This window comes from Variovorax sp. P5_A3, from assembly GCF_056400665.1.
The window spans coordinates 1-12,980 of the sequence record NZ_JBFUKW010000014.1; the positions used below are offsets into that span (position 1 = coordinate 1).

Consider the following 12,980-nt stretch of genomic DNA (forward strand, 5'->3'; position numbering starts at 1 on the left):
ACGGTGTTCGGGCTCGCCGCCTATGTCTTCACCGAGGACAGGCGCCGCATCCGGCGCGTCAGCGAGTCGCTCGAGACCGGCATGGTGGGCGTCAACACCGGGCTGATCTCGAACGAGGTCGCGCCCTTCGGCGGCGTCAAGCAGTCGGGCCTGGGCCGCGAAGGCTCGCGGCATGGCATCGAGGACTATCTGGAACTCAAGTATGTATGCCTTCAGGATTGAGCCGGGTTCCCACGAATGACGGTGCGTGCGAAGGGGACCGGTGTCCCGGGCAACCAGTGATACACATAGTGCATTTGACCCCACTGGTGAGCATCGACTCCACCGTCATTGACCTGAGCCTGTCCATGTACGCCTGGGCCAAGTAGCAGCGTAGCAAGGGCGCCGTGAAGCTGCACCTGGTTCTCGACCACGACAGTTACCTGCCGTGCCTCGGCGTGGTCACCGACGGCAAGGTGCCCGACGTGAAGGTTGCCCAGTTGACTGACTTCGGCGCCGGCACCATCGTGGTGGACAACCGGGGCGTCATCTTTGTGAGACGTATGAAGAGAGATGCCTTCTACGAGGTCGTCCAGGAGCGCGAGCCGCCGCAAAACCGCACCATCGTGCGCAACCACCAGCCGCATCGACTCTTCCAATGCCATGCGGGCCTTGGCCGGATCGGCCTTGAGGATTGCGAACTGCTCAGCAATCAAGGCTCTCTCGCTGCATGTTCGCGTTGTACCCATCTGCGAAGAGGTCGGCGCGGCGCTGCTTCTCCTCCTAGCGCGCATTGCGCGGCCCTTGGCCGTCGAAGGTCCGCTCGCCCAGCAGGAACCGGTTGGCGCGCGGCTCCGGCGAGTGCCACAGCCTGGGCGCATTCGGAAGAGTCTCGCCGACATAGGCCTCCGCCAAGTCCTGCACGCCGTCGAACGTGCCCTGTGCGGCGACAGGATCCGTTGGACGGCCGTGCGCACCTGCGTGTGGCGCGGCGGATCGACTTCGACGATCGGGCTGGGCGCGCGCCAGGCGTCCGGCTTGCGGATGTCGGGCAGGCCCGAACCGCCTTCAGAGGAGAAGGTCTGCCAGCCCTTCAGCGCCGGCTGGACGCTGCGATGGCGGCCCATCACGTCGACGCCGCACCGCGAAAGGAACCCGACGGGGCCGGCCTGCCGCACCTTGGCGTGCATCCCGAAAAAGCGTTTCGAGTACGCTGTCTTCGTTGGGATCGCCGTCGCTCGAGGGGATGGGTGTGGGATGCGAGCTCATAGCCTTTCCCGCTCAGGCGACGCGGCCGCCGTCCACCGGCAGCGCGATGCCGGTAGTGAAGCCGGCCTCGTCCCCGAGCAGATAGAGCACCGCCGCGGCGATCTCCTCGGGTTCGCCGAAGCGGCCGCTCGGTATGCGCGAAAGCATGGTCTGCGCACGGACCGCTCGGGCGTCGCTGTCCCCTGCCTGCGCAAAGCTCGCGTCGGTCATCGGCCCGTTGATGGTCCCGGGGCAGACGCAGTTCACGCGGATCTTCTCCGCCGCATGGTTGAGCGCGAGACTGCGCGTGAGCATCGTGACCGCGCCCTTGGACGCCGAGTACGCGGAGAGAAAGGGCGAGCCGATCAGGCCCGCGGTTGACGAGAACAGCACGATCGAGCCGCGGCCGATCTCCCGCATCTGAGGCACGAAAGCGCGTGCGGCGAGCCACGGGCCTTTCACGTTGACCGCGAACAGCCGATCCCACTCGGCCTCCTCGATCTCGATGGCCGGCTTGGCCGGGCCGAGGATGCCGGCGGCGGCGGCCAGCAGCTCGACCGGGCCGAGCTCGTGGCGCGCGGTCTCGGCGGCGCGCGCGACGTCGTCGGCCGACGAGGCATCGCCCACGACGCTCACCGAGCCGGCACACCGTGCGGCGGTCGATGCCAGGCCGGCCGCGTCGCGATCGAACAGGAGCACGCGTGCGCCCTGCCCGGCAAGCGCCAGCGCGGTGGCCTTTCCGAGGCCGCTCGCGGCCCCGGTCACGGCCGCCACGCGGCCTTCGAAACGTTGGGTCATCGATGGGTCTCCCGTGTCAGGGCATGGCACGCCGGTACTGCACGAAGCCCGAGCGCTCGGCGACCTGGTCGTAGAGCTTCATGGCGTCCGTGTTCGTCTCGTGGGTCAGCCAGTAGACGCGTGAGGCGCCCTGCTTGCGGGCCGTGTCGTAGACGTGCTCGATCAACTTCCGGCCCTGCCCGCTGCCCCGGCATGCCGGCTCGACGAACAGGTCCTGCAGGTAGCAGTAGTCGCCCTCGGTCCAGGTCGAGCGATGAAAGATGAAATGCACAAAGCCCACGGGCCGGCCGTGCTGCACGGCCAGCGCGCAATGCATCGGCTCGGCGGCGTCGAGCAGGCGCGCGAAGGTGCGCTCGCTCACCGCCGGCGCGAGGTCGACCTTGTAGAACTGCTGATAGCCCTTCCAGAGCGACGCCCAGGCATCGAAGTCGGCCGAGGTCAGGAGACGGATGGAGACCGCGCTTGGCATGTCGCTGTGCCTTTCTGAGGTTGCCAGGTTCCGGTCGCTTCGATCTGCGCGGCCAGTTGAAGAATGAGGTCGTCACGCCCGAGGCGCGCAATGATCTGGGTGCCCACGGGCAGCCGTTCGGGTGTCCAGTAGGTCGGCAGGCTCGCAGCGGGCTGCCCCGAAGCGTTGATCAATGCAAAGAAGGTCGAGTAGCGCCCCATGCGGCGGCGGAAGTCGCTGAAGCTGCCGGTCATCGCCAGCTCGCCGATCGGAGCCGGCAACTGGACCAGCCCCGGCGTCATCAGCACGTCGACGCCATCCATGCAAGCCTCCATCTGGCGCCCGATGGCATGGAAGCGGTTGATCGCCGAGGCGTAGACCGCCGCCGACACCGAATGGCCCATCTCGTAGCCGTCACGGATCGCCGCTTCGAGATCATCGTCGCGCAAGGCCTGGCCGAGCACCTTCAGGCGTGCATCGACCGACACCACGATGTTGGCCGCCAGCACCTCGGCGTGCGCATCGACGAAGCCGTCGTAGTCGAAGGCGGGCGTGTCCATCTCGACGATCTCGTGTCCGAGCGATGCGCACAGCCTGGCCGTCGACTCGAGTGCCGCCAGGCATTCGGGGGCCAGCACCATGTCGCCGAAGGGCTTGCGCCATACGCCGATGCGCAACGCCCGCGCCGGGCCCTGATCGAGCGCGGCGAGGAAGGTCTTCTCGAACATCGGCCCGGCATACGGCGCGCCGGGCTCCGCGCCGGCGATGGCATCCATGGCGGCCGCGGTGTCGCGCACCGTGCGGCTCAACACGCCGTCGACCGCCAGGCCGCCCCATCCTTCACCCCGGAACGGCCCCATCGGCACCAGGCCGCGCGAGGGCTTGAGGCCGAATAGCCCGCAGCACGAGGCGGGAATCCGGATCGATCCGCCGCCATCGCTGCCATGGGCCACCGGAACGATGCCGGCCGCCACCGCAGCGGCCGCTCCGCCGCTGGATCCGCCGGCCGAACGGCCTGCATCCCAGGGGTTGCGCGTCGGGCCGCCGTTGCGCACCGCCTCGGTGGTCGGCGCCATGCACAGCTCCGGCACGTTCGAGCGTGCGAACGCGATGAAGCCGGCCATCTCGAAGCGGTCCACGAGGGTCGCGTTACGCGTGTAGCGCATGTCGTTGAACAGCCTCGAACCCAGGCTCGATGGCAGCCGGGTCGAGGCCAGGCCGGAATCCTTCAACAGGAACGGGATCCCGCCGAAGGCGCCGCGCGGCGTCCACGCCCGCGCGACGGCCTTCGATTCCTCGTACTGCTCGTAGCTCAGCGCATTCAGGGCCGGGGCGCGCGCGCGCGCCAGCCGGATCGCGCACTCCATCAGTTCCTGCGACGTAACTTCGCCGGCTCGCAGCAACGCGGCCAGGCCCAGGCCGTCCAGCTTTTCGTACTCGTGATCTTGCATGGAGCTCAGGCGTTGGCCTCGGCGTTCGCCCAAGCGTCGGCGACTTCGCCACCGCGCGCAAACCACACATTGGGGAAACGCTGCATCCAGGCGATGAATTCGCGCAGCATCGCGATGCGCGACGGCCGGCCGATGACCTGCGGGTGCATCGTCAGCGAGAAGAGGCCGCCCCAGCGGTAGATCTCGCGGAACTCGTCCTTCCAGACCTCGAGGATCTGCTGGTTCGAGACGATCGTGCGCGGCGTCTTGATGGAGAACAGCGCGAACGGTGCATCGTCGAGGCTCCAATGGACTGGCAGTTCGATCGGGCCGGCGCTGCCGTCGGCCAGCACATGGCGGTAGGGATTGATCTGGTCCATCAGCGAGCTGTCGTAGCGCAGCCCGTACTTCTGGATCAACGCGATCATGTTGTGGCTCGTCTCCCACGCCGGCGAGCGGTAGCCCAGGGGCTTGACGCCGACGGTGGCCCGAAGCGCCTCGAGGCCCTTGACGAAGACCTCTTCCTCGAGCTCCGGCTTGTCGGGGTCGATCCATTCGTGGAGGTAACCGTGGTGCCCGACCTCGTGCCCGTGGCGCAGCACCAGCTCGACCTTGTCCTGGTGCCGTTCGGCGGTCCAGCCGGGAACGAAGAACGTGGCGGGCACCTCGGCGTACTTCAGCGTCTCGACGATCTTCGGCACGCCGACCTTGGCACCGTAGGTGCCTTGCGACAAGGTGCCGGGGCGCTTCGCATTGGCGGGATCGCGAGACAGCCAGAGCGTCTCGGCGTCGAAGTCGAAGGCCAGCATGACCGCGCAGCGCGCGCCGTTCGGCCAGATCACGGGATCGTTGGGATTCATCGGTATGTCCTTGGAGTGGATGGAAGGCACGCGGCGCTCAGGCGTGTGCGTGGCAGGCCAGCCACCCGCCGTCCACGGCAATGACCTGGCCTGTGACAAAGGAGGCGTCCTCGCTGCAGAGGAACGCGATGACGGACGCGACCTGCGCACCGGTGCCGATCGATTTCAGTGGCGTCGCGTCGACCATGGCCTTCTGGTAGGCGGCGTCGTGATTCAGACGGTGCGCGGTCATCGCGGTATGGATCACGCCGGGCGCCACCGCATTGATGCGGATGCCGCGCGCGGACAGATCGGACACGAGCTGCCGGGTGAGCTGCGAGATGCCGGCCTTGGCCACCGCGTAGGCGGTCGAACCCGGGAAGCCCGTCTCGCCGAAGACCGAGGCGACGTTCACGATGCTGCCGCCGTCCGCGAGCGCGGGCAGCACATCGCGCGTCAGGCGCAGCACCGCACGCAGGTTGACACCGAGGATGCGGTCGATCAGCGCATCGTCCGACAGCGCGAGCGCTTTGGAGCCGCCGACGCCCGCGTTGTTGACCAGGAAATCGACGGCGCCGCCGAGCCCCCGGGCCGCCTCTAGGACGCGCCGGGGCGCCTCGTCGCTCGCGAGGTCCAGCGCCAGCGTGTGCACGCCGGCGCCGATGGCCTCGCCTGCCTCGAAATCGAGGTCGACGGCCAGCACCCTGGCCCCCTCGGAAGCAAAGCGCTGCACGGTCGCGCGACCGATGCCCCGGGCCGCGCCGGTGACGATGATGTTCTTGTCCTTGAATCGCATGCGCTCAGGCCTCCTTCGAAGTGGCGACCGGCATCGGCGCGGCGCCCAGGTAAAACTGCTGCAGCGAGGCCAGGTCGACATCGGGTCCGTTGACGCACGAGTGCGCCACCCGGCCTTCGCGCAGGATGTGGATCTCGTCGGCGAGCTCGAGTGCCATCGAGACGTTCTGCTCGACGAGCAGGATGGACAGCCCCCGGGTGCGCAGGTCGCGGATGATGTCCGCGATCTCTCCCACGACCTTCGGCGACAGCGCGGCAGAGGGTTCGTCGAGCAGCAGCAAGCGGGGCTTGGCCAGCAGCGCGCGCCCGATGGACAGCATCTGGCGCTCGCCCCCCGAAAGCAGTCCGGCCAGCGCCTTCCTGCGCACGACGAGCCGCGGGAAGAGCGCGTAGACCTCGTCGAGGTCGCGCCGGATCCGCGCCTTCTCGCTGCGACGGTGATAGGCGCCCATCAGGATGTTCTCCTCCACCGACATGCCGGCGAAGACTTCCTTGCCCTGCGGCACCAGCACCAGGCCTTTGCCGGCCATCTGGTACGCCGGCACCTGATCGACGCGCTGGCCGTCGAGCAGGATCTCGCCGGCGGTCGGCACCACCAGGCCGGCCAGCGCCTTCAGCGTGGTCGACTTACCGGATCCGTTGCCGCCCAGCACCGCCGTCAGCCCGCCCTTGGGCACGGAGAAGGACACGCCATACAGCACCTTGGAGCGTCCGTATCCGGCCTCGATGTTCCTGACCTCAAGCATGCCTCGACCGTCCTGTTCCCAAATACGCCTCGATCACGCGCGCGTCGTTGATGGCCTCCGACGGCGTGGCGTCGGCAATTTTCTCGCCGTAGTCGAGCACCACCACGCGGTCGCACACGGCCTGGACCACGCGCATCACGTGTTCGACGAGCAGCACGGTCACACCGTAGTCGGCACGCATGCGCCCGATGACTTCGATCAGGCGGTCGACCATGGGCGGCGAGAGCCCGGCGGCCGGCTCGTCGAGCACGAACACACGCGGTCCCGTGGCCAGGCCGCGCGCCAGTTCGACCATGCGCTGCTGGCCGATCGACAGCGCCGTGGCAGGCTGGTCGATGAACTTCTCGAGGTTGAACAACGAGAGCATCTCGATGGCCTTCGCGCGAACCTCGCCGTCTTCCTGGCTGGCCGAGGCCAGGCGGAAGATCGAGGCGCCGTAACCGCTCTTCAGCCCCGGCTGCATCGCCAGCGCGATGTTGTCGGCGACCGACATCGAGGGGAACAGCCGCAGCATCTGGAAGGTGCGCGCGACGCCCGCGCGCGCAATGCGCCACGGCGCGGTGCCGGAGATCCGGGTGTCTCCCATGTAGACCGTCCCGGCGCTCGGCGGCAGGACGCCCGTGACGATGTTCGCGAGCGTTGACTTCCCCGAACCGTTGGGCCCGATCAGCCCCACGATCTCGCCCTCGCCGACGTCGAAGCTGATCCCGTTGAGCGCCACCAGCCCGCCGAAGCGGCGCGTCACGGAGTCGAATCGCAGCAGAGGCGCCTTCATTTCTTCGTCCTTCCGACCCATGCGCCGAACACGCCCTGCGGCATCACGATCACCATCACGATCATGAGCAGGCCATAGATGATCAGTTTGTAGTTGGCGGCGAAACCGAGCACCTCCGGCAGCGCGGTGAAGACGACCGCACCCAGCAGCGGGCCCCAGACCGTGCCGCGCCCGCCCACGACCACCATCGCGACGATCGTCGAGGAGGTCAGCACGGTGAAGTCGTCCGGCGTCACGCCGCGGATGTGATGTGCCACCAGCACGCCCGCCGCGCCGGCCAGCGCCGAGGCGATCACGAAGGCCGTCAGCTTGCTGGCCGTGGTGTTCAGGCCGATGGCCCGTGCCAGCACCTCGTCGTCGCGCACGGCTTTCCACGCCATGCCGAGGCGCGAATGCGCAAGGTACCAGCCGATGGCGACGCTCGCCACGCTCAGTCCGAGGGCCAGGTAGTAGAAGCGGTCGATCGACTCGAAGCCCGCGACCGGCTTCACTTCGATGCCGAACTGGCCGCCGGTGAGCCCCTTCCACTGCGTGAGTGCGAGGTAGACGATGGTCTGGAACGCGATCGTCACGATTGCCAGAAAGTGGCCGCGCAGCCGCAGCGCCGGCAGTCCGAGCAGCAGACCGCACAGGCCAGCGACCAGCATGCCCGCCGGCAGGTTGAGCCAAATGCCGGTCCCGAAATCCCGCTCGAGAATGGCGGTCGTATAAGCGCCGATCCCGAAGAAGGCCGCATGCGCAAAGGAGAACTGCCCGGCCCAGCCCATGACCAGGTCGAGGCTCACCGCGAGCATGACGAAGATGAAGATCATCACCAGGATGTTCAGGACATAGCCGCCCGGCCCCATCGCCGGCAGAAGAAGCAGGGCGCCGATGGCGGCCAGCAATGCAAGAAGATGACGCATGTCAGGAACGCTCCGTGGATTGGCCAAGAAGGCCCTGCGGGCGGATCAGGAGCATGGCGATGACAAGGAAGAAGCCGATCATGTCCCGCAGTTCATTGCCGATGTAGCCGGACACCATCGCCTCGATCACACCCAGGCCGATACCGGCGATCACGGCGCCGCCGATGCTGCCCATGCCGCCGAGAATCACGACCGTGAAGGCCTTCATGACCAGCATGGCACCCGCAGTCGGCTGCACCAGAAGCACCGATGACATCAATGCGCCTGCCACACCGGCCATGGCGGCGGCGATGGCGAAGGTGATCACGGCGATCTTGCGCACGTTCACACCGCTGATCAGCGCCACGACAGAGTGTTGCGCCATCGCCCGCAATGCGCGTCCGGTCCAAGTAAAGCGCAGCACCAGCAGCAGCGCGACCACGATCGCGACCGTGACGCCCATGATCAGCACGCGCTGCCCCGTCAGGAACACCGGTCCGATCTGCACCGGGACGCTCGCCAGGTCGGTCTTCAGGGACTGCGGCTGGGCGCCGAACACCAGCAGGGCGCCGTTCTGCAGCAGCACCGAGAGACCGAAGGACGCAATGATGGCGTTGCCCGGATCTCGATTGGCCAGCGGCTTGAAGACGATCCGCTCGGCCAGCATGCCGAATGCGGCAAGACAGAGCACCACCACGAGCAGCGTGAGAAAGAGAGGCAGGCCGAACACCGCGGAGGCTGTGACGGCCGCATAGCCGCCCAGCATGTAGAACTCGCCATGGGCGAAGTTGACGATGTGCAGGATGCCGAAGACCAGGGTCAGGCCGACGGCCACCAGCACGTAGCTGGCGCCGTTGACCAGTCCGTTGGCCAGGAACTGCGGGAACAGACTGAGCAAATCCATTTTGACCTGGGGCCCGTCAGTCGAACGGCAGCCACTGGCGCTTGCCGTTGCGCACCACGGCCAAGCCGATCTTGAAGCTGACGCTGCCCTTGTCATCGAACTTGGCCACCGTGCCGTCCGGTCCCTGCACCAGCGGCACGTCCTTCATCGACTTGAGCGTGGCCTGCATGGCGGCGCCGTCGAGCTTCGGCGCGCGGCGGGCAGCCTCGATCAACAGGTGCATCGAGTCGTAGCCCAGCGCGCTGTAGACATCGGGCTCCTTCTTCATCTTCTGGCGGAAGTCGGCGGTGAATGCCTGTCCGACCTTGTTGGGCGTGGACGGCTCGAACATGGACGACACCGCGAAGCCTTCCGAGGCCGGTCCCGCCAACTCGATCAGCTTGTCGCTCATCATCGAGCCCGAGCCCACCAGCTCGGCCTTCAGCCCGACCTCGCGCGACTGCTTGATGATCTGCGCGCCGGCATCCATCAGGCCTGCGATATAGATCGCGTCGGGCTGCTTCATGCGCACCTTGGTGAGCACCGAATAGAAGTCGCGCTCGTCGGGGTTGTAGCTTTCGACACCGACGATCTGGCCGCCGTACTGCGGAATCACCTTCTTCATCTGCTCGGCCAGGGACGAACCGTAGATCGAGTTCTCCTGGATGAGCGCGACCTTCTTCGCATTGAGCTTCTTGACGATGTCGCGTGCCGATTGCTCGCCCTGCTCGTCGCTGCCGGGGAAGGCACGGAAGAACCACGGGTCGCCTGCGGTGTTCGCGTCGGTCACGTTCGACGAGGTCGAGCCTGCCGAGACCATGGGCACCTTGAACTCCCGCGCCACCTTGAATGCAGCCAGCGCAACCGCGCTCACATAGGTGCCGCTGATGGCGATGACCTTGTCGGACTCCACCAGCTTGCGCACGGCGGTCACGCCCTTGGTCGACGAGCCCTCGTCGTTCTCGACGAAGAGCTGCACCTTGCGGCCGTTGGCGCCGCCCTTGGCATTGGCCTCGTCCGCGGCGAAGCGAATTCCTTCAAGGATGGAGGTGCCGGCCAGCGCGGCGGGCCCGGTCAAGGGGAGCATCACACCGAGCCGGATCGGTTCGCTCTGACCCTGGGCACCAGCCATGGGAACGACGGCAGCAGCAAACAGTGCCAGAACGGCACGAGGCATGACGATTCGCTTCATATCAAGGATCCTTCTTTGGGGGGTCATCAACAAAGTCTCGGAAATGCACCGTTTCGACACAGATCCATAAATTTGGGCTTACTGTATTGCAATGCAGTACATAATGATTCTACAATAGTACGATAAGTCCATTTATCCGGGTTAGTACGCAGATTTTGTGCTGCCCTGACCTGGATCGCGTCGATTCACCTACCCTGGAAAACCGGATGTCAGCCCCTGATCACTTGTTTGTGCAGTCCGTGGCGAAGAGCATGAGCGTGCTGGAAGCACTGGGGGCGCGGCCGGGGCCGCTCAGCCTGAATGAGCTTGCGGAGCAGGCCGGCATGGACCGAAGCACGGCTCAACGCATGGCACATACCCTGGCCACCTTGGGATATCTGGAAAAGGGGCCGAATGGCCGCGGCTACGTTCTTGGCAAGAAACTGCTGGAGCGCACGTTCGACTTTCTGCGCGGCAATCCGCTCATGGAACGTGCTACACCAGTCCTTGCCGATCTGCAGCGGCAGACGGGTGAGCGCGTCGACTTGAGCCTGTTCGACGACTTGTCCATCATCTATGCGATGCGCAGGCAGAGTAAGCGCGAGACGTTTTTCGCGACACTGGTGGGACGACGTATCCCAACTTACTGCTCATCGGGGGGGCGAGCCATCATGTCGTTCTTGAGTGAAGAAGCGGTCGACGACATCCTGGATCGTTCGGTGCTTGCGCCCCTGACGCCCAAGACCGTGACGGACAAGGCGAAGATCAAGTTGAAGGTCGCCGAGGCGAAAGCACTCAACTACGGCCTGTCACTGGAGGAGAGCCTGCTTGGCGAGATCGCAGTCAGCTCGGCAATCCTCGACCACAACAACCAACCCATCGCGGCCGTCCATATTGCCGGGTCTTGTTCTGAATGGAACCGCGAGTCATTCACACAACGCTTCGCACCACTAGTCATCGAGGCTGCCCGAGCCCTCGGGCGCGGATAGGATGAACGAAGGCGCCCATTCTCTGCTCAAAGGCATAGGGCCGAATTGTGATGTCCATAGAACAATTCTTCACGTCGCTTCTTGTTGCCGACGAAACTGCCACCGCCGTCGGCCTGCGAGACTGACGTCTCCCCCTTATCCGGTCACTTCTAAACTGGAGTTGGACGGCTTCCGGCTTCTTGATCTGACCTCTTTTGGACGAACTCGCTCGGGGTCAGGCCGATCTTGAGGGTCTGGATGGTCGCCACCTCGATCTTCCTGATGCGACCGAACTCCTTCTGCATATCGTCGACCAGTTCCTTGCACGCGTTGACGACGGCACCGTAGCTCGGCTCAATCATTTGAAGTTGGTCGGCAACGTGCGCGAGCGCCAGAGCACGTCGTAGCGGCAGCGGAATGCCTGCGGCAGCATGGACCAGTGCGGCGTTGCGGTTGAGGAAGTCCCGCACCTCCGATCTTGTTTGCGCGATCAGTGATAGTCGGCCACGCATCCGCTTCACAAAGTCATCGGCCTCCGTCAGCAACCCAGTGGTCAACACGAAAACTTCCCGCCAGCGCGGCTCCGTGGCATGCCGCTCGACCAGGTCAGCGGGCCCACTCTGATTGGTGTTCTCGGTGATGGTGCGCGCGGTGAAGAATTCCTGAAACGTCAGGTGGGAGAACGAATAGACGCGCTGAGCGCGCTCGACCAGCACACCGTGCTGCGACTCGATCTCCTTGAGAACTTCCGCCGCATCCACATCCCCCGCATCAGTGCCGGGCGCCATCTTCAGGTTCGCCATGAACACGCTGATTTCCCGTTCGATGTCTGACTGACGCATGAAGTAGGCGCCCTGCTCGAACGACTTGGCCGCGATACGGCTGAGCAGCAATTCTTTCTTAGCCAATGAAAGTTGCTGGTATCCAGTGTTGCGCCGAACCGAACGCGAGGCGTCCCATTTTTTCAATAGCGCGTCCAGGGCCTCCTTATACAACTCGGCGCGGTTGCTGGGAAAAGTCATGCCCTCGTCGAAGGCTAGGCACATCAGCGCTAGAAGCAATGGCGTTTGGCACAGGTTGCGGATGGCCTTGTTCCTGTCGAGCGCGAGGTCGATAAGGCACAGGTCGGCCTTCTGAGGTTGATCGCCGAACCAGTTGCGCACAAACTGTTGGACCTGACCGTGATGGAAATCGGCCAGTTCAACATCCGCAAATTGCTCGAACAGATAGTTGTACGCGGCCGTCCGGCAACTGATGACGATTCGTACCAGGGGATACTTGCTGGCCAGATCTCGGATTTCCTTGTGCGCTTTGACCAGCCGATCGCTGTCATTGATCTCGTCGAGCGCATCGAACAGCAAGATGAGAGCGCCGGCCTCCAACATCCCTTCCACAAACACCTTGGGATCCTCGAAGCCGCAGATCTTGAACTCATCGCGGATGCACTCGAGCAAGGTCTCCTTACCATCGCTCCAGTCCTTCATCGGAATAAAGACCGGCATGCGGCGCTCAGTGAACTGGCCGTCGATCGCCGACAACGCGATCCACTTCAGAAAGGTTGTCTTGCCGCCACCCGGCTTTCCCAATACGACAAGCCGAGGCTCACGATTGACCACCTGATGCCCTTCGAGCGTGTTGGCCACCTGGCCGAAACCGGTCTGGTCGCGATTGAGCTGCTCTTCCAGATCTTCGATGGTGGAGCGTCGCTGCGCCGAAATCTTGTGAAGCATGTTTACTCGCACGAAGATGCTTCGGATCGGCATCGGCCGTGCCATACCGACGATGCGCATCGTGCCGTACCTCTCCTGCACCCTCTCGCAGTACTTTGCTGCCTCGAGCCCGAAGGGGTCCTCCTTTTCGTACCGCTGCTTCACCCAGTCGGGCACTTTGGCGACCTTGCTCCAGGTCGACTTGATCACGTCCTTGATCAACTCCTTGCCAATAGCGACCGCAAGTTGGTCAGAGGTGGCATCGCCGGTGAGGGTCGTCATCGCAGTCCTTAGTCTCCGTCGAACA

Annotated in this window: 14 protein-coding genes; 2 read left to right on the forward strand and 12 right to left on the reverse strand. The window is 65.0% G+C overall.

Annotated elements, in window-relative coordinates:
• Nucleotides 1-222 (forward strand): aldehyde dehydrogenase family protein (locus AC1D3B_RS21195; protein ID WP_478192646.1); only part of this gene is annotated, 222 nt, incomplete at its 5' end.
• Here AC1D3B_RS21195 and AC1D3B_RS21200 read toward each other — a convergent pair.
• The 11 genes from AC1D3B_RS21200 to AC1D3B_RS21250 form a co-directional block, all read right to left on the reverse strand.
• Nucleotides 213-695, reverse strand: coding sequence for a hypothetical protein (locus tag AC1D3B_RS21200; protein WP_478192647.1), 483 nt, complete (start codon nucleotides 693-695; stop codon nucleotides 213-215). The two genes, AC1D3B_RS21195 and AC1D3B_RS21200, sit on opposite strands and share 10 nt — an antisense overlap.
• A 565-nt stretch (nucleotides 696-1,260) precedes the next feature.
• A complete protein-coding gene (locus AC1D3B_RS21205) occupies nucleotides 1,261-2,025 on the reverse strand; it encodes an SDR family NAD(P)-dependent oxidoreductase (protein WP_478192648.1) in 765 nt (254 codons plus the stop codon).
• Nucleotides 2,026-2,041: 16 nt separating this feature from the next.
• On the reverse strand, nucleotides 2,042-2,494 hold the full coding sequence (locus tag AC1D3B_RS21210) for an N-acetyltransferase family protein (protein ID WP_478192649.1): 453 nt from the start codon (nucleotides 2,492-2,494) through the stop codon (nucleotides 2,042-2,044).
• Nucleotides 2,464-3,924, reverse strand: a complete 1,461-nt coding sequence (locus AC1D3B_RS21215; protein WP_478192650.1) for an amidase — start codon at nucleotides 3,922-3,924, stop codon at nucleotides 2,464-2,466. Before AC1D3B_RS21215 ends, AC1D3B_RS21210 begins: the two co-directional genes overlap by 31 nt.
• 5 nt (nucleotides 3,925-3,929) lie before the next feature.
• Nucleotides 3,930-4,763, reverse strand: a complete 834-nt coding sequence (locus AC1D3B_RS21220) for a polysaccharide deacetylase family protein (RefSeq protein WP_478192651.1) — start codon at nucleotides 4,761-4,763, stop codon at nucleotides 3,930-3,932.
• Nucleotides 4,764-4,800: 37 nt separating this feature from the next.
• Nucleotides 4,801-5,538 (reverse strand): SDR family NAD(P)-dependent oxidoreductase, encoded by a 738-nt coding sequence (locus AC1D3B_RS21225; RefSeq protein WP_478192652.1) that lies wholly within the window; start codon nucleotides 5,536-5,538, stop codon nucleotides 4,801-4,803.
• A 4-nt stretch (nucleotides 5,539-5,542) separates the two neighbouring features.
• Nucleotides 5,543-6,283 carry an ABC transporter ATP-binding protein gene (locus tag AC1D3B_RS21230; RefSeq protein ID WP_478192653.1) on the reverse strand — a complete coding sequence of 247 codons (741 nt, stop codon included), beginning with the start codon at nucleotides 6,281-6,283 and terminating at the stop codon, nucleotides 5,543-5,545.
• On the reverse strand, nucleotides 6,276-7,058 hold the full coding sequence (locus AC1D3B_RS21235; RefSeq protein ID WP_478192654.1) for an ABC transporter ATP-binding protein: 783 nt from the start codon (nucleotides 7,056-7,058) through the stop codon (nucleotides 6,276-6,278). The genes AC1D3B_RS21230 and AC1D3B_RS21235 overlap by 8 nt, the downstream gene beginning before the upstream one ends.
• Entirely contained in the window at nucleotides 7,055-7,963 is a 909-nt protein-coding gene (locus AC1D3B_RS21240; RefSeq protein ID WP_478192655.1) for a branched-chain amino acid ABC transporter permease, read from the reverse strand. The genes AC1D3B_RS21235 and AC1D3B_RS21240 overlap by 4 nt, the downstream gene beginning before the upstream one ends.
• 1 nt (nucleotide 7,964) lies before the next feature.
• Nucleotides 7,965-8,846 carry a branched-chain amino acid ABC transporter permease gene (locus tag AC1D3B_RS21245; protein WP_478192656.1) on the reverse strand — a complete coding sequence of 294 codons (882 nt, stop codon included), beginning with the start codon at nucleotides 8,844-8,846 and terminating at the stop codon, nucleotides 7,965-7,967.
• A 16-nt stretch (nucleotides 8,847-8,862) separates the two neighbouring features.
• Nucleotides 8,863-10,017, reverse strand: a complete 1,155-nt coding sequence (locus tag AC1D3B_RS21250; protein WP_478192657.1) for an ABC transporter substrate-binding protein — start codon at nucleotides 10,015-10,017, stop codon at nucleotides 8,863-8,865.
• A 206-nt stretch (nucleotides 10,018-10,223) separates the two neighbouring features.
• Between AC1D3B_RS21250 and AC1D3B_RS21255 the strand changes: the two genes are divergently transcribed.
• On the forward strand, nucleotides 10,224-10,985 hold the full coding sequence (locus tag AC1D3B_RS21255; RefSeq protein ID WP_478192658.1) for an IclR family transcriptional regulator: 762 nt from the start codon (nucleotides 10,224-10,226) through the stop codon (nucleotides 10,983-10,985).
• 149 nt (nucleotides 10,986-11,134) lie between these two features.
• Here AC1D3B_RS21255 and AC1D3B_RS21260 read toward each other — a convergent pair whose 3' ends face one another.
• Nucleotides 11,135-12,955: an NACHT domain-containing protein gene (locus AC1D3B_RS21260; RefSeq protein ID WP_478192659.1), complete on the reverse strand. Its 1,821-nt coding sequence runs from the start codon at nucleotides 12,953-12,955 to the stop codon at nucleotides 11,135-11,137.
• Nucleotides 12,956-12,980: the final 25 nt, after the last annotated feature.